An 18,781-nucleotide genomic window follows, 5' to 3' on the forward strand; every position below is an offset into this window, starting at 1 on the left:
AAATGAAAAAAGTATATATATTATTTTTAGGATCATTGTTTTTGACACTATCATGTAGTACCGATTTGGATGAATTTCCGCCCAATATTGCTAGTTCAGATTCTCTGACAGATTTTGAAGGAGTTTTGAACGCTGCATATTACTACCAACTTGGCGCTGTTACGCCAATGGCTATAATGGGCGACTTTAGAGCAGACAATGCATTAATGGACGAAGAACCATATCCTGCATTTGATAGATTTAATAGTGAATTAACGGTTATGGAAGACCAGTTTTTTGGTCCGCTCTATACAGCCTTATACAAGTCTATATTAAGTACGAATAACGTAATTGAAAATTCATCAGATGTTACACAAGTAGGTGAAGCGCAATTTTTAAGAGCTTTGTCTTATTTTAAACTAGTACAAGCATTTGGTGATGTTAGTGTTATTCTAACTACACCAAATATAGATGACATTCCAACTTTCGACCTAACAAGACAACCCGCTGCAGATATTTATAACAATATTATCATACCTGATTTACAAGCCGCAATAAGTGCTTTGAGTACCACAAGTGTCAATGGTAGAGCTTCAAAGCTTGCCGCACAGGGCTTATTAGGAAAAGTATTTATGCATATGGGTAATTTTAGCAGTGCCGAACCACAGTTAGCTGCTGTTGTAAATGGATCTGCCGCTGCAGGAATTAGCTTACAAGAAAACTTTGCTGATATTTTTGTTACTGATTTGAATTCAGAAATCATCTTTGCAACACAAGTATCAAGCTCCATATCAGATGAATACGGTTTTTCAGAGTTTTGGGAATGGTTCTTCGGGCAGGACACAAAAGCATTAGAGCCATTAGACCCAGATCTAATTGCTGCTTTTGATGCAAGCCCGGGAGATTTAAGAAGAGCGGTAACTATTGATGAGACAGAGTTAAAGTCTCCAAAATATCCTCAAACGGGTGGTCCCGATCACGATTGGATAGAACTAAGATTAGCAGATATGATTCTGTTATATGCAGAAACATTAAATGAAAATGGATCTTCTCCCGAGATGGTACTTGATCTTTTAGACCCCATACGAACAAGAGCTGGTTTAGCTGCTCTTGATCATACAGTCTTGAATACACAGGCTTTGGTTAGACAGGCCATACAACAAGAAAGAAGACTAGAACTGGCCTTTGAAGGGCAAAGATGGTTTGATCTGGTTAGAACAGGAACCGTTGATGCGGAAATGGGCGAAACAGTTAATCCAAACTATTATATTTTCCCAATTCCAATTTCAGAAATTCTGGCGAGCGACGGAGTGATTACTCAAAATTCTGGATACTAATTGACAAAGGAAACTAAGAACTATTGACCATGATTTGAGTATTCTTTAAATTTTATTATACGTTTTACTGGTCTATTAGCAATGACCAGTAAAATTTATCAAAAGAAAGTCTTGATATTGTTGCCATAAAGAATTGAGATGTTACTTAATTTTTATAAGAATTATTTAACTTTAAAAAAATCTATTTGGTTAACCAATTGTTGAATATTACGTTTATGAAATTAGACATCCTTAATGTAAATGAAAAACACACGCTTCAAAAAGGAGTAATTATAAAAATCAGAGATTTAATTAATTACAAAAATTTGGAGCCGGGAGATAAGTTACCTTCAGAAAGAACGCTTTCTGAAAAATTTGGAGTTACTAGAAGTACAATTCGCGAGGCAATACAAAAACTTGAATTCTATGGATTGCTAAACTCTATCCCACAAAGTGGAACTTTTGTTGCCGATATTGGTGTTATTGCCATGAACGGTATGATTGAGGATATTTTACGCCTTGAAGATCCCGATTTTAAATCCCTTGTGGAAACGAGAATACTGTTAGAATTAAAAACAGTACGGTTAGCAGCCTTACGAAGAACAGACGAAGATTTAAAACAAATGAAAGATGCTCTCGACGCGTATTCAAACAAAGTGCGTAATAGTGAGGATGCTGTTCAAGAGGACCTATTATTTCATTTGGCGATCGCAAAAGCCTCTGGTAATAGTAGTATGAACACTTTTATGCTGATGATTACTCCAGAAATTATTACAAATTTTCAGAAATATCATGTATGTGATGACACCACGGCCTTTTTAGGGATTGAGGAACACACAAACATCTATGAGGCAGTAAGAGCGGGAGAACCACAACTGGCAAAGCAGAAAATGAAAGAACATTTTAAAGAACTATATAGATACTGCTACAATGTGAAAATGTAGCCTAAACATAACATTAGAAATAAATTGCACGCTTTATTTCTAAATCAATTAAAACTTTGGAGGGACTTATAATATTGTTTTGGATCCTTTTAGGTTTCTAAAAACCTAAATCTTATCCATGCTCTAGTTAAATGAACAGTTTGAGCAACTAGTATAGAATATAAATTTCTTTACTCAAACTAACCATACCCTTGAGATAATAGAACTAAAAAAACATGAAAGTAAAAGGATTAAGATGGTGGATTATTGGGCTTATCTTTATTGCTACCGTAATAAATTATATAGACTACCGTAATAAATTATATAGATAGGACAGCCTTTGCTTTACTATGGCCTCAAATGGGTGAAGATCTAGGAATGGATAATTCTGATTATGCATTAATGCTTAATGTCTTCATGATTACCTATGCTGCAAGTAAATTTTTGTCAGGTAGATTATATGACCAAATAGGAACCCGATTGGGCTTTGTTGTGTCTATCATATTATGGTCTGCAGCAGCTGCATTACACGCATTAGCAAGAGGAGTAATTTCCTTATCAATAGTTCGAGGGCTCCTTGGGCTCGGTGAGGCGGGACTATGGCCCGGCGCCGTAAAAAGCAATGGAGAATGGTTTCCCGTTAAACAAAGAGCGTTAGCACAAGGAATATTTAATGCGGGAGCTTCTATAGGAAATGTAATCGCACCTGTTGTTATTGTCTTTTTATACGCACAATTTGGATGGAAGTCTACATACATAATATTAGGAGCATTAGGATTGCTTTGGGTTATTCCTTGGCTTGTTTTAAATAAATCAAAACCACAAGCTCATCCTTGGATTACTGATGACGAAAGAAATTTATTGCTGAATGATAGAATAAAAAACAATGATGTTGAAATTGAAGGCGCCAAAAGTTTAAGTGTCGGAAAAATATTAAGTTATAAACAACCGTGGGGAGTTTTACTATGCAGATTTTTTATAGAACCTATTTGGTGGTTCTTTGCAGGTTGGATGCCAATATACTTGCATAATAAATTCGAAATGAGCATTGAAGAGATTGGAAATACAATGTGGATCTCTTATCTATTGGCTGCCTCTGGCGGAATATTAGGAGGATTATTTACTGAAGCAATCATTAAGCGTACTTCCGTAGATGTGGGTAGAAAAGCAAGTATCGTTTTAGGAAGTCTCTTAATAATAATTGGTTTTGTTTCCATTATATTATTTGTAAACGACTCTAACTATATGACTTTTATATATCTAGCTGGGTTAGCGCTTTTCGGATTTCAATTTGCCATAGGTAACATTCAAACATTATCAAGTGATCTATTTAGAGGCCCATCGGTAGGTACATTAGCTGGATTAGCTGGTACAATTGCGGCATTTTCACCAATAATTATGAACTGGTTTATCGGTGTAATAACAGATCAAGGATCGTCATACACGCCGGCATTTATAGCTATTACTGTGTCTGTAGTACTAGCCGTTCTATCTATTTTCTTTTTAATTAAAAAAGTAAAATTAGTAGTAAGCACAGACAATTAAGAAAAAATAATTAACGATAAAAAATTATGAGTAAAGCAAAAGGAAAAATAGCAGTAATCACAGGAGCAACTGGAGGTATTGGATTTGCAGTAGCAAAAAGATTAGGAAATGACGGATATACAGTCATTTTAAATGGTATTGACAATGAAGCAGGAGCCAAAAGAATTGAAGAGCTTACTGCAGAAGGAATTACTGCCGAATATTACGGATTTGATGTAACCAACGAAGAAGCCGTCACATCCAACATAATGGCAATGGGTAAAAAACATGGAAAGATTGATCTACTCGTCAACAATGCCGGTGGCTTAGGTGGCCGATCTAGGTTTGAAGAAATGACGACCGAGTTTTACAGAAATGTAATGGCCCTAAACCTTGATTCAGTCTTTTTTGCTTCAAGAGCCGCAATTCCATTCCTCAAAAAAGGAGAACACCCCTCTATTATTAATTACACATCAAATGCAGCATGGACTGCTGGAGGTCCTGGAGCAGGAATCTACGGAACCTCTAAAGCTGGTGTTCATGCAATCACAAGAGCATTAGCAAAAGATCTAGCTGAATACGGTATTAGAGTAAATGCCGTTTCTCCCGGAACCATTGACACTCCATTTCATGCCCAAATTAAAGCGACAAAACCAGAGGTTTTTGCATCATGGGCAAACAATATAATGTTAGGACGATTAGGTCAACCCGAAGATGTAGCTTCAGTCGTTTCATTCTTAGCCAGTGAAGATGCAGCTTTTATAACTGCTGAAACCATTCAAATTGGTGGCGGACAAGCTCTAGGAATTTAAATTGAATAGCCAAGTAGTTTTATTTTAACGTATCCCTTTTAAAGTTTAATTTAGGAGAGATAAAAGAAATAAAGCTATTTGGCTTTTTATAAAGTGAAGTTTAGTAACAAAATTTAAATAATGAGTAAAGTTGTCACATTTGGTGAAATCATGTTAAGACTCTCAACCGAGCGTCATTTACGGTTTTCTCAAGCAAAAACATTTGCTGCTACTTATGGTGGTGGAGAATTTAATGTAGCCGTATCCTTAGCTAATTACGGAATTCCTGTCGAGTTTATAACCAGATTACCGGAGAACGAGATTGGAGCTTGTGCGCTAAAGGAAATGCGTAAATTTAATGTAGAGTCTAAAAACGTTATTTACGGGGGAGATAGATTAGGTATCTATTACCTCGAAACTGGCGCCGGAACTCGTGGCAGTAATGTCGTTTATGATAGAGCCAATAGCTCTATGGCAACTATACCCAAGGGGTCTATTGATTGGGAATCTGTATTAAAAGGTGTTACTTGGTTTCATTGGAGTGGAATCACTCCCGCTATTTCACAATCTGCTGCAGAAGAATGCCTAGAAGCTATTAAGGTTGCACATAAATTAGGCGTTACAATTTCTTCAGATTTAAATTATAGATCTAAACTATGGCAATATGGCAAAGAGCCAAATCAAGTAATGCCAGAACTTCTAAAATACAGTAATGTTATTTTAGGAGATATTGATACTGCATTATTTATGTTGGGAAAAGACAAAGTGAACCCTAACTATCAAAATGAAACCTCATTACCTATTCTCTACGATCAGATTTTTAAATTATGCCCCAACTTACAAATCGCAGCTACTACATTAAGATATTCTGTTAGTGCTTCTCATCAACGAATTGGAGGTATTTTATACGATAGTAAAACCTTGTATAACGCAGATGTAAAGGAAGTAACACCCGTGGTTGACAGGGTTGGAAGTGGTGATGCCTTTATGGGTGGACTGATCTACGGATTACTGAACGACAGCAACGATAAACAAAGAGCATTAAACATAGCCGTTGCAGCTTGCTGTCTAAAACATACCATTTCGGGTGACTATAATTTAATTACCCTTAGCGAAATCGAAAAACTATTAAGCGGAGCCGAATCTGGCAAAGTATCAAGATAAATTACATTACAATGGCACAATACTCAAGAATTCAAGTTGCAAACAGTATGAATAAAACGGGTTTAGTACCATTGTTTTATGAAAGTGATATTTCTACTTGTAAAAAATTATTAGACGCCCTATATAATAGCGGCGCAAGATTATTAGAGTTTACTGCTCGAGGCGACTTTGCCGAAGAGGTCTTTAAAGAAATAAACAAGTACGCGATCTCAAACTTACCAGGAATGATTCTAGGGGTTGGCTCTATAACCGATGGAGCAGCCGCATCAAGATATATGGCTCTAGGAGCCAATTTCATTGTAACCCCAGTACTAAGGGAAGATATTGCCCTTGTTTGTAACAGAAGAAAAGTGCTTTGGTCACCAGGTTGTGGTTCCTTATCCGAGATTGCACGAGCGGAGGAACTAGGATGTGAAATTGTAAAGCTTTTTCCTGGTGGAATTTATGGACCTGAGTTCGTAAAAGCAATTAAAGGCCCATGTCAATGGACCAGTATCATGCCAACTGGTGGTGTGTCACCAACAAAAGAAAGCCTTGAAAGCTGGTTTAACGCAGGTGTCACCTGTGTGGGTATGGGTTCAAAATTAATTGTAAAAGATGCTCAGGGCATGTATGATTATGCAAAAATTATGGAGCTCACAAAAATGTCTCTAAAGATAATTTCTGACTTGAAAAAATGACTCCCACAATGAACGCGATCAACTTAAAGGAACTCTCACATCTAACTGGTTTTTCTATTTCCACGGTATCTAAAGCTTTAAATGATAAAGTAGATATTAGTGATAAAACGAAGCGGAAAATAACATGCGTTGCAGAAAAACACAATTATATCCCAAATAGCTTTGCCACAGGATTGCGAAATAAAAAAAGTAGTACCATCGCCATTATTTTACCCCAAATTGACATAAAGCATTACAGTACCATTTTATCAAAATTTCAAAAAATTGCGATCGAGCACGGGTATAAAACAATGATCTTTCAATCTTTTGAGTGTCCTCAAAAAGAAGAAGAACATTTAAAAACTATCAGTGACGGAAGTGTTGATGGCGTAATTTTATTTACAGATAAAAGAACCAAGGTAAACTCAAAAAAATATATGGTTCCCATTGTATCCTTGTCAAGCAAAGAGAAGACCAGTACTGATGATCTCGATAAATTTTGTATTCTCACTTTCAAAAAATTACTTACAGCAATTTCCTAGTCCTTAAATTTTTATCTAGTCACTAAGGGCAGTACAAGTAAACAATATTGATTTGCAGTTGATCATATGCTAAAAAAATCTTTGCAATACATGATTCTTAGTGCTTTTGCTTTTACATTTCTCAATGTATTTGTAAAACACTTGGGCAAATTTGATGTCTCGCAGATAATCTTTTTTAGATCTGCCGGTTCTTTGTTCTTTTCTATAGGATTCTTGATACGTCATAACATATCTCCATTAGGAAATAAAAAAACACTCATGATCCTTAGAGGCTTGGCTGGACTTATTTCTATGGGTCTTTTTTTTGCGGCCTTAAAAGAACTCCCCATGGGTTCGGCAGTTTCATTGCGCTATATCGCACCCATCTTTGCCATGATACTCGCCTATTTATTCCTTAAAGAAAAAATCAAACCCATACAATGGCTCTTTATTTCTATCGCCTTCTGTGGCGTCTTGATCATGAAAGGATTTGACAATACAATGAACACACTTGGATTGCTTTACGTACTTGGGTCAGCGTTTTTTAGCGGACTCGTATTTATACTTATTCGGAGAATTGCCAATCAAGATCATCCCGTAGTTATTGTCAATTACTTTATGGTCATCGCAACCATAGTGAGCGGTATTTTTGCTATTAATTATTGGAAAACTCCTGTTGGAATCGAGTGGTTATTTCTACTCAGTCTAGGCCTTTTTGGTTATATAGGGCAGTTATTTATGACAAAAGCATTGCAATCGGCTCAAACAAATCTCGTCGCTCCTTTAAAATATCTTGAAGTGATCTTTACAATGCTTCTCGGTCTTATAACTTTTGATGAAAAATACTCCGTTTGGAGCTTGATCGGAATCTTTCTAATTCTCACAGGACTTGCGCTAAATACACTCTTAAAGCGCGATTCGTAAACTTTTTCTTAGAATTTTACCTTTTTGGGCGTTCCCTCATTTCATTCGGTCAGGTCATCCGCTTCAATCTTTTGGCAGAGCCAAAAGTATTTCCACTCCTACCCTTAACGCAGGTCAAAACCACAATAACAACCGCCGAAACCCCAACTCAAGCTACACACAAGATCATATATGTTACATCCGTAACAACCTTTGTTACAGCATTGACATATAAATGTTATCACGGCAAATACTTTTGTAAAACGCTGATTCTATCAGTAGATCAACATTTTGAAATGAGTAACTTCTTAAACCTAATAGTATGAAAAAAATATCCCTTTTAGTCCTTCTTGTTCCCTTTTTTACTTTCGGACAATGGACACAGCTAGCGAATGATATTGATGGTGAAGCCGTAAATGACCAGTCGGCCACTTCCGTAGATCTAAGTGCCGATGGAAATATCATCGCCATAGGAGCCCCTTTTAATGACGATAGCGGAAATGTAGCCGGACAGGTTCGTGTTTTTGAAAACCAGTCTGGAACCTGGACTCAAATAGGCGCAGACATCAATGGAAGCGCAACACTCGATCGTTCTGGCTTCTCTGTTAGCCTAAGTGATGATGGAAACATCGTCGCCATTGGAGCCCCAGATAAAACGAGTGGTGGTTTTGAGTCTGGACAGGTTCGTATTTTTGAAAATCAATCTGGAAACTGGACCCAAATAGGCGATGAAATTATTGGAGAAGCCTTTAGTGATCATTCTGGGTTTTCGGTAGCTTTAAGTGGTGATGGTACTACAGTTGCCATCGGTGCTCCCGACAATGAAGGTAGTATGGGAGGGAATTTCGGACATGTACGTGTGTATTCCAATCAATCAGGAAATTGGGGTCAAATAGGAGAAGATATAGATGGCGAAACCGCGGAAGACAATTCAGGCTTTTCCGTAGCAATAAATCAAGATGGAACGATTGTCGCCATTGGTGCACCTTTTAACGACGGAACCGATTCTGATGCCGGACACGTACGAGTATATCAAAATCAGTCAGAAGTTTGGGTTCAACTAGGAGATGACATTGATGGAGAAGCTACAAACGATCGCTTTGGAACTTCCGTAGAATTAAGCGCAGATGGAACCATTGTCGCTATTGGGGCTCGTGATAATAATAGTACTGGGCATGTACGTGTATTGCAATTTCAGTCAGGCAATTGGACACAAATAGGAGATGATATAGACGGAGAGGCCATAAACGAAAGATTTGGATCTTCCCTAGATTTAAGTGCTAATGGTAGTATAGTAGCCGTAGGAGCTCCATTTAATGGTGGGGCCGGCGCTGAAACAGGGCGCGTGAAGATATATCAATATCAATCAGGAAGTTGGACACAAATAGACAATAGCATCGACGGGGAGGCTATGGATGATCGGTCTGGCAGTTCTGTAAGTCTAAGTGCCAACGGAAGTATCGTTGCTATTGGAGCCCCCTTAAATGACGACAATGGCGGAAATTCTGGTCATGCCCGAACATACAATAACCTTAACATTCTCGATATGCAAGAAAATGGTTTGCAGCAGAGTTTGGTTTTATATCCCAACCCTACCTCAACAAGTATGACGCTCAACTTGGGAAGCACATACACAGCTATTGATCTATTGATCTACGACGCCACAGGAAAACAACTGCTGTCTCAAGCTTATTCCAACACAGACATAATAGCGATCTCAACCGAAAGCTTTACGAATGGTGTTTATTTTTTAAAAATTCAATACTCAGAAGACAAACAGACGGTGCTAAAAATCATAAAAGAGTAGTTATATATAAATGAAGGCTAACCTATTGGCCAATTCCCCTGAGTAAAGTTGTCAAGCGCAAGCTATGATTATCACTTCTATTTCCCCAAAATAAAAAGCCCACTCAAATTGAGTGGGCTTTAAAATCTACAACTTCAATATTAAACAAATTCTTATACTAGACATAGCCAGTATTATTATCGAGCAATAATTATTTTATGTGACTCGTCAATCTCATCTCCATTTGTAACTCTTACAAGATATAGACCTTCCGGTAAGGAGCTAACATCCAAGACGTTCACATTTAATTCAATACTCTGGCTAAGCAAGACTATGCCTTGCAAGTTTAGTACTTCCGCAATGATTCCTGATCTTTCTTTATTTTCATTAGATTGAAAATTAATAATAAGCTCATTTTTGCTTGGGTTTGGATACATTGCAATGCCATATTGTTCGGTGTCAAATGAATCCTTCATCACCATTGAATCAGAGCTACTACTTTTATTATTAAGTTCATCACTTCGATACATGGAAGCCAATTCTGGCCACATTTGATGCCACAACCACCAGCCACTCTCATAAAACTTTATGGCCATCACGTGTTTTTCATTGTGAGGGGTTGCTTTAACAGTGAAATATTGATTGAAAGCACCAGTTAAGTACCAATCATTAAATTTATTATTACCACCATTGTTCCAATTTTGCTGAAATGAACTTCCATTAAAATCTGCCGTTGCCGCCCACGTATTATTGATATTCAAAACTTCATCGTGACTATCTTGATCAAAATTACCAGATAGAACTCGTTGTTCTGAGTTTAAAGGAAGTATATACATATTTGCAAAATGATTGGCACCATATTGACTCCAAATCCAATCCCAATTTGAGGTAGCATTATTAAAACGTAAAACCGTTACCCAGGTGTTAACCCATGTAAGTAATTCGTCTGAATTAGTGGTCGTAAATTTACCTGGAGTATACTTATGTGCCGAATTTGCTCCTACGCCTCCAATATTTCCATTTCCACCGTTAGACCAACGATGTTGAAAACTACCACTGTCAAAATTAAATAGTCCGGACCAACCATTATGTGAAAAAGCCAATAACTCATCTTTACCATCACCATCAAAATCGGCTATCTGGAATTGATCAGTAGATTTCACATGCCAAGAGGAAATCCAATGATTCCCCATGTTGCTCCATTTAAAATACCAAGAATTCGTATTGCTATCGAAACCTTGGAGTGTAGCCCAAGAATTACTAGCAGATATAGATAACAGATCTGTAATTCCGTCCCCATCAAAATCTCCAGTAAAATGGCGATCGCCAGCATTCATGTACCAAGATCCGATCCATCTATTTCCCATGTTACTCCAGTCGTGGTACCAATCTGTGCCTATATCACACGAAAAATCTACCATATTAGACCAAGTTGATGCACTCATAAAAAGGATTTCTTCGTCATCATCTCCATCAAAATCACCCGTTAATTTGTGATCTCCATTATTCAAATACCATGTGCCAATCCATCTTCTATTGCGATCATTAGTCCAAGTACGAACCCAATCATTGTCAATAGTGCCTGGATCAATATTATTTAAACAATTTCCAAAATTACTGGTGTGCGTTTGTGTTGCGGTTATGCTTGATGAATTAAAGAAAAATCCTGTAGTACCATAACACATGATCCCTGGATTAGAAGTGCATTCTGTATTTCCAGAGACATCAAAAGGGTGTGGCATTCCAAAGGCATGACCAATTTCATGTGCGGCGGTTTTATAATTTGCTGGGCGATCTGTTATCAAGTTGTAAGCTATTGCTGGTATTTCACAAATGGTACCTGGATCTAAAATAGATGGCGCAAGAGAAGTTCCTGTAACATTGCCAAAGCTTGAATGACCAGAGAAAAGCATCGTTAAATCTCTTCCCACAGTTGAAAAATTGGCATTCCAATAAGGCCTACATTCACTATTTAATCGCGTAAATGGCGTCATACTACTGTATGGATCTGAGCTAGTTGACCAAAGATTTTGAAAAGTAACACTAAATAAAATATTAAAATAAATAGAGTAAACCCCTTCAGATTGATTCAATATTGATTGAATCTCATTATTTGATCCCCATCCATTATTCTGAAAAAACTCGAAATCCGCATCCGTAGCTATTTCCAAATATCTTGGCTCACATTGGGTATTTGGGCCTCTTGAATTTTTATTAGAATTATTTGACCCTCCTCCTTGGCCCTGAACAATGGCTAGGTGACATTCTCCGAAAACCTCACGCTTAAGATCTTCAAATCTATATATTAATAGTTTGTTTTTGATTTGTGAATTTCTCACAAAATGACCTACAGATTCAAAAAACACCCATTCTTCACGCTCAGATTCATAGATATAGCCCCAAAAATTATCTTCGGTAACCGTAAATCTAACTATATCACCTTGATCTCCATTTGCATACCCCTTAAAGGTGTTCACTTTATACTCTCTGTCACTATCTATAGAACGTTCCATTACGACTTCGCCATTGACGGCTTCGTTATACTTTGGACTTCTAATATCATTACGTTGCAAATTTATTAGATATGAAGCTACACTTGTTTTTAATTCGAATATGCTTACGTAATTGTTACTATTCACATAATCGTGCAACGCTCCAAAATCGAAATCGTACACCTCGTAACTATTCAAAGAATTTTCTAATTCCATGCCTTCTCCAGAGGTTCTTTCTAGCTGAAACACTCTTGGCTCAGCAACTTCGAAATTTTCGAAATCACTTCCTTCTCTTTCGCCGTTATTCTGGGAGAGGGAAATAAAATTCCCTCCACAGAGAACCATGACTAGTGCAAATAAATACTTTTTCATATCTACTAGTTTGCAATAATCCAAGCTCCTAAATCAATACATCCATCTGGTCCTGGAGGTGTAGTAACAGTAGTAAGATCTATCATAGTAGTGTATAACGGTCCTGGGCATGGAATACAAAGCGGGAAACAAGATTGTAATTCAAAAGAACTGTCAGGACAAACCATCAAATACACATAATCGTCTGCACCTATAGAATGAAGTCCGTCAAATCCTTGATAAGACAATCCTTCCGCAGCAACCCCACATCCTGGATTACCATTTGTAAATATTACTTTTATTTTAACGCAAATAAGCGCTTCAGAACACGGTTCATCTGCGTTCCACGCACTATTAATGGAAGTTACCTCTCCTAAAAGAACCGATCCAGTATTTACTAGTTCTCCTTCTAATTCCCAATATCCAGTTGCCATATCAAATGAATATAAATTTACCGTTTCGGGAGTTTCTCTTGGATTTAATAATGGAAATTCCACAGTAATACTTGACTCTCTCACTACATCCAAACGAATATCTTCTCCTGGTATGGTAGCTACAATTTCTATCATTCCAAAAGAAGTTAGCGGATAAAGACCTTCTCGCCCTTGCGCTACATACGCGCCAGGTGCACTACGAAGATCAAAGGAGTCAGTTACGTCAATATAAGTAACCTGAACATCGATCATTCCAGTATAAACTTGATCATTTCGACCAAGGCTGTTCTCTGGAATTATAATTCTTCCTCCTGGACCAACTTCTATTTCATTTGTAGCTCGTGAATCTATGCGAACCATTCGGCCACGTTTTTTCATTGAAACAAGAAGCTTCATATTGTCGCTAACAATCTTTGTAATTGTGAGGTAATCTCGGTGTTCAAAAGTGAGAACCTCACCCGCTCGAAGCTGAGTTCCTTCAAGATTAAAAGAGCCATCAGCACTAGTTGCACTAATTGTTTGTCCTCTTAATTTAATAAGAGCTCCTTCAACAGGTTCATTATCCTTTGTTACTACGTAACCCATCAATTCAGTTGCTCTCGAATTTTTCTGAAACTCTAAATTTTCTGAATTTTCAGTGTTACTTGTTGGATCGTTTGAGCAGGAAATAAATAAGAAAATTCCTGCAATAAATACTAAGCCTTTAAAGATGTTTTTAAGATTTTTCATCGGTTTGTTTGTTAGTTGCCTACTCTAAGTTTCGGATTTTCAGCTTACTCCAAATTTGTGGGGGAACTCAAAGCTATTAATAAATTGCAAAAAATGTGTGCGTAATTTTCCTACTTTTTGATAGGAAAAACCCTATTTTCAGATAAGGTTTTTTACTGTTTAGGTTAAATTATTAGATCATTTCTTGCTTTTGATGCCGAAGAACACAGAAACTTATCTGATTCAGAAACCACACCAAATTCCTCTCAAAACTCCTAAATTTAATAGTTCCGAGAAACTACATATCGTCAATACGTAGGTGTACTTATTTTATACCTTCTTCTCATCATCTAGTTTTGGCATATGATTAATCCCAAGCCTTCAAACTACAATGCTTCTACGAAACCGAGGAAGAAATTAAGTGCGACAGAATTAGAGATTCTAGACTTGATAAAACAAGGTTTGACTTCCCCCGAAATTGCTAAGAAAAAAAAATGTTCCACCCGAACAATAGAAAAGCATCGAAGCAATATGATTAAGAAATTACAACTTAAGACTTCTCATCATGCATTACTCTTATGGATACAGAACAATCCCCATATCTTCAATACGTAGGTCTACGCATTGTACCGAGAAATAAGCCGTCTTAAATTTGCAGCATAACCAAATTTGATTCATTATGAAAAATCGAACTGCCAAAAATTTCTTATCCCCAATTTTTTTTCTCCTCCTTAGCTCCTTTAGCGTTTGCGCAATCGCTCAGGGAGCTTTTGTTGGTACAACCCCGGGAGGTGGAATTCAAAATATTGCTTCAAATGCCAATATTGACATCTATTTTATCCCTGGTCCTATCGATAATAGCACGGTAAATGCAAACAATATTATTGTGCGTGGATCTCAGTCTGGAATACACTTTGGAAGCTTCAGTAATTATGACCCTGGAACATTTAAAGTAACATTTAATTCTTTTCAAGATTATGATCCAGGAGAAACAGTAACAATCCATGTAACTAACCGTGTATTGAGTAACGGTACGCCAATTTTAACCCCAGGAATGGATAGTTTTACTATTGCTAACATCCCCGCAAACCCTCCAGGACCAACCTACTATCAAAATCTCATTGAAGAAACAAGTAACTATTTTAGTGGTTCTCAAACTGCTATTACAGATTTAAATGGTGATAACAAACTTGACATTATTACTCTAATTTCAAACGAAGGACCGCAATGGTATAGAAATGAAGGTGGTCTTCAACCTAGTTATACAAAATTAAGTTTGTTATCCCCAACCGACTTAAACATACAAAGAATAGTTCCTGGCGATATAAACAATGATGGTGCAACAGATCTTGTTGTAACCAAAAGTGACGAACAAATATATTGGCTTGAAAGTAGCGGAGGACCAAATCCTTCCTTTACAGAACATCCAGTAAATGGAATACCCTTTGACGAATATAATTATGGATTTTTTGAAGACATAAAAGTTGGTGATATGAATAATGACGGTGCTTTAGATGTTATTGTAGCCACCGTAGATGAACTTTTATGGTTTGAAAATAATGGAAATGGAACATCTTTTACCAAACATGTTCTCTTTAGTGAATGGTCAACAAAAATAGTAGTTAGAGATATGGATAGAGACAATGATCTAGATATTGTAATTGTTGCTATTGAAGATTTGACTGGTGGAAGTACAAGCAACCGAGTACTGCGTTGGTTTAGAAATAACGGTGGTGTTAACCCTTCCTTTACTTCCATCTTTATTGATGACACCTCGTATGTAGGTGAGCTATACGTGGCAGAAATTTCAGGAGATCAAAGTTTAGATATCGTTTTAACACAAAATGTAAGTCCTAAAATTAGAAAATTCACATCAAACGGAGCAGGCTCCTTTACAGCAGGTGTTATTTCACTCTCTACCAGTTACAGTACGATTGCAATAGCCGATTTAGACGGTGACGGTGATCAAGATATTATTGCCACTAGAAGTTCAATTCCCAGCTTTACGCGCTTACTTGTTAATAATGGCTCTGGGTATTTTACTACTACAGATCTTGGCACAACTGTACTATCCTTTAGCACCTTAACGGCCGATATCGATAATGATAAAGATTTGGATATCATAATGACTGGAAATAAAGCACTTTACTATTTAAGAACAAATCTTGTCATCCCAAGTTTTATTAACTCTACACCTGCTTCTAATGCAATTAATGTTGCTCAGGATTCGAATATATTATTAGAGTTAGATACGTCCCCAACCACGAATAATTTTAGCGCAATTCGTGTTACCGGGAGTATGACCGGTAGATATCTCGGAACTGCCAATCTTACAAATGCAAGCACAATAAGATACAATCCCACAAATTCATTTAAACCAAATGAAACCATTACGGTTTCTATTAGCGATGGGTTGATTGATAATCCATCCATTTTTTCTTTTATGGCAGAAGTTCCTGAAACAGGAGTCCCCCCAACCACTTTAGATGCCCCAAGCATTATTAATTCATCTGCTTTCGGTGCCCGAAGCGGAACAGTTGGTGATATTGATGGAGATGGCGATCTGGACATAATTTCAGCAAATCAAGATGAAGACAGTATTTATTGGTATGAAAACGACGGAGCAACAGATCCAAACTTTACAACACATCTTATTACCAATAATACCGATGGAGTTATTGGAATTGTATTAATTGATATGGATAATGATCAAGACTTAGATATTGTGAGCACATCCCTATCAAATGGAAAAATAGCATGGTTTGAAAATACGAATACAAGCTTTACAGAACATATTATCGATACAAATATTCTTGGTCTTCAAGGAGTATGGGCTGGAGATTTAGATAATGATAACGACATGGATCTGGTACTAGGATCTGCAGGAGGGACAAATATCATATGGCTTGAAAGTGATGGGGCTAATAACCCAAGTTTTACGCAACAATTAATTCCAAGAAATTTTGGAGGTGTAGGAGATATTCAGGCAGGAGATTTAGATAATGACGGCCATTTAGATCTAATTGTCGCGAGTCCTAATTATGATTCTCTCTATTGGTATAAAAATGATGGTGCCACCAACCCATCCTTTACAGGGATTCCTATATGTACCAACTGTGATAGCCCCGGTGAATCAGCAATCGCCGATATTGACAATGACGGAGATTTAGACATTGTACTCGCTGTTACATTTGACGGTGTCGTCTATTGGTATGAAAATGATGGTGGTACGACACCTAATTTTACACAAAACACGGTGACTGCCGCTGCCGCTGGGGCAATGGGAGTTGCAATAGGCGATATTGACGGAGATCAAGATCTAGACATACTTGTTGCACTAAGAGACGCTAACAAAATAGTTTGGTATCTTAATGATGGTGCTCCCGATCCCGTTTTTACTGAAAATATTGTAAACACAAACACCCTGTCTCCTCAAGATGTGGCTGTGGGTGATTTAGACGGAGATGGCGATTTAGATTCCGTTGGTTTTATAAATATAAGTGATAAAGTAGAGTGGTACGAAACTAAGGCCCCTTGTGTGTCAATGATCACTTGTCCTACAGACATTATGGTAGACAGCGACCTTGGTTCTTGTGAAGCTACTGCTGTGGTTTTAGGAAACCCAATTACAAATGGTTGTCCTGGTGAAATTCTCTCAAACGATGCTCCAGCCAATTTTCCTTTGGGCCAAACCACAGTTACATGGTCATTAACAGATGTTAATAATATCACCATTACATGCCAACAATTGGTTACTGTTTTAGACAATGAAGATCCTGTTATAATTTGTGTTGCAGACGATACACGGGATACAGATCTAGGCGAATGTGAATACACAATAATTGGAACTGAATTTGACGCAACTTTTACAGATAATTGTACAAGTGGAAGCATCACCAATGATTTAAACGGTACAGACACCATTGCTGGAGAAATCTTACCAAAAGGCGATACAACAATCATTTGGACAGTAGATGACGGTAACGGCCAAACAGCTACTTGCACTAGCTTAATAACAATCGAAGACAATGAAGCTCCAGAAATAACGTGTCCTACTGCTATTACACAAGGTAATGACCCAGGAGCATGTGGGGCCGTAGTAAACTTTGTCGCAACTGCAACCGACAATTGCCCTGGTTCAATTTCAATAACATATTCTCAGAACCCTGGAACCTTATTTGCCGTAGGAACAACAACAGTAATAGCAACTGCAACCGACCCAGCAGGAAACATGGCTACTTGTAGCTTTAATATTACAGTCAATGACACAGAAGATCCTTTAATTGCCTGCCCCGCAGATATTACAGTAGGTAATAACCCAGGGGTATGTGAAGCATTGGTAACAGTGCCATCACCCATATTTTCTGACAATTGCTCCTTTACAGAGAAGGCGTTGGATTTTGACGGAGTCAATGACTATATTTCAAGTCCTTTACCACCACTTTTTGCAGATCTTACTAATAACGATTTCACCATGGAAATGTGGGTAAACCCAAGAAGCTTTGGTGTGCAAAGATTGTTCTTCGCACAAAGTACAGCATCAAGCTTTGCTTCAATTTTAGTAAGCTCCTCCGGTGCAGTTTATTTCTATGTTATTAATGGACCTACCAATAGTGTAGCAACTTCGAGCAGTGTTTTAACTCTAAATACATGGACTCACGTTGCTGCTCGGTGGACATCTTCTTCTCTTACGCCAGAACTCTTTATTAACGGTGTTCCCCAAGTAACTACTAGCGGAGGTACAAGTAGTGTAGGCACTAACAATGTAATGACTATAGGTAGTCGTTCAGATGGAAATCAAAATTTTAATGGTTTAATAGATGAAGTACGTTTATGGAATGTTACTCGTAGTGATTTAGAGATAGCAAATAATATAAATACTTGTATTTCAACACCAAATGTAGCTTTAGAAGCCTATTATAAATTAGATGAAATGCCTGGAGATACAACTGCATCAGATTCATCTGGTAATGGCTTTAGCGCTAATTTAACAAATATGGATCCAGCAAACGATTGGGTTTCCGGAACTGTATCTTGTGATTCAGCATCTGTAATTAATAGCTATAATGGAACTGCAAATGCATCAGATACATATCCTGTAGGAACAACCAATGTAGTTTGGACCGCAACAGATGGTGCAGGAAACAATGTAAGTTGTACACAAATAATTACGGTAAATGACACCGAAGATCCTGTAATTACTTGCCCAGCAAATATTACGGTAAACAAC

The 18,781-nt window shown here is 37.4% G+C and carries 13 protein-coding genes; 11 read left to right on the top strand and 2 right to left on the bottom strand.

Features of this window, described 5'->3' with window-relative positions; genetic code table 11:
• The first annotated feature begins 2 nt into the window (after window positions 1-2).
• The 9 genes from ACY2RU_RS05675 to ACY2RU_RS05715 all read left to right on the top strand — a co-directional run bounded on the left by ACY2RU_RS05675 (window position 3) and on the right by ACY2RU_RS05715 (window position 9,587).
• The gene (locus tag ACY2RU_RS05675) at window positions 3-1,316 is read left to right on the top strand and encodes a RagB/SusD family nutrient uptake outer membrane protein (protein WP_490137439.1); all 1,314 of its coding nucleotides are present in this window, start codon (window positions 3-5) and stop codon (window positions 1,314-1,316) included.
• Window positions 1,317-1,531: 215 nt separating this feature from the next.
• On the top strand, window positions 1,532-2,239 hold the full coding sequence (locus tag ACY2RU_RS05680; RefSeq protein ID WP_490137440.1) for a FadR/GntR family transcriptional regulator: 708 nt from the start codon (window positions 1,532-1,534) through the stop codon (window positions 2,237-2,239).
• A 339-nt stretch (window positions 2,240-2,578) separates the two neighbouring features.
• Window positions 2,579-3,763, top strand: a complete 1,185-nt coding sequence (locus ACY2RU_RS05685; RefSeq protein ID WP_490137441.1) for an MFS transporter — start codon at window positions 2,579-2,581, stop codon at window positions 3,761-3,763.
• A 26-nt stretch (window positions 3,764-3,789) separates the two neighbouring features.
• Entirely contained in the window at window positions 3,790-4,554 is a 765-nt protein-coding gene (locus ACY2RU_RS05690; protein WP_490137442.1) for an SDR family NAD(P)-dependent oxidoreductase, read from the top strand.
• Between the two features lie 120 nt (window positions 4,555-4,674).
• Entirely contained in the window at window positions 4,675-5,697 is a 1,023-nt protein-coding gene (locus ACY2RU_RS05695; RefSeq protein WP_490137443.1) for a PfkB family carbohydrate kinase, read from the top strand.
• Window positions 5,698-5,708: 11 nt separating this feature from the next.
• Entirely contained in the window at window positions 5,709-6,377 is a 669-nt protein-coding gene (locus ACY2RU_RS05700; protein WP_490137444.1) for a bifunctional 4-hydroxy-2-oxoglutarate aldolase/2-dehydro-3-deoxy-phosphogluconate aldolase, read from the top strand.
• Entirely contained in the window at window positions 6,374-6,898 is a 525-nt protein-coding gene (locus ACY2RU_RS05705) for a LacI family DNA-binding transcriptional regulator (RefSeq protein ID WP_490137445.1), read from the top strand. Before ACY2RU_RS05700 ends, ACY2RU_RS05705 begins: the two co-directional genes overlap by 4 nt.
• A gap of 90 nt (window positions 6,899-6,988) precedes the next feature.
• Window positions 6,989-7,801 carry a DMT family transporter gene (locus ACY2RU_RS05710; RefSeq protein ID WP_490137446.1) on the top strand — a complete coding sequence of 271 codons (813 nt, stop codon included), beginning with the start codon at window positions 6,989-6,991 and terminating at the stop codon, window positions 7,799-7,801.
• A 301-nt stretch (window positions 7,802-8,102) separates the two neighbouring features.
• Window positions 8,103-9,587 (top strand): T9SS type A sorting domain-containing protein, encoded by a 1,485-nt coding sequence (locus ACY2RU_RS05715; RefSeq protein WP_490137447.1) that lies wholly within the window; start codon window positions 8,103-8,105, stop codon window positions 9,585-9,587.
• A 176-nt stretch (window positions 9,588-9,763) separates the two neighbouring features.
• Here the strand turns inward: ACY2RU_RS05715 and ACY2RU_RS05720 are convergent, their stop codons facing one another.
• On the bottom strand, window positions 9,764-12,430 hold the full coding sequence (locus tag ACY2RU_RS05720; protein WP_490137448.1) for a T9SS type A sorting domain-containing protein: 2,667 nt from the start codon (window positions 12,428-12,430) through the stop codon (window positions 9,764-9,766).
• A gap of 5 nt (window positions 12,431-12,435) precedes the next feature.
• Window positions 12,436-13,572, bottom strand: coding sequence for a hypothetical protein (locus ACY2RU_RS05725; RefSeq protein WP_490137449.1), 1,137 nt, complete (start codon window positions 13,570-13,572; stop codon window positions 12,436-12,438).
• A 342-nt stretch (window positions 13,573-13,914) separates the two neighbouring features.
• On the opposite strand from ACY2RU_RS05725, the gene ACY2RU_RS05730 reads away from it, so the two are divergent.
• Together ACY2RU_RS05730 and ACY2RU_RS05735 are read left to right on the top strand one after the other, a co-directional pair.
• A complete protein-coding gene (locus ACY2RU_RS05730; protein ID WP_490137450.1) occupies window positions 13,915-14,166 on the top strand; it encodes a response regulator transcription factor in 252 nt (83 codons plus the stop codon).
• Between the two features lie 64 nt (window positions 14,167-14,230).
• Window positions 14,231-18,781 (top strand): FG-GAP-like repeat-containing protein (locus ACY2RU_RS05735; protein ID WP_490137451.1); only part of this gene is annotated, 4,551 nt, incomplete at its 3' end.

The sequence above is a fragment of the Ulvibacter sp. 2305UL32-6 genome (assembly GCF_058148545.1).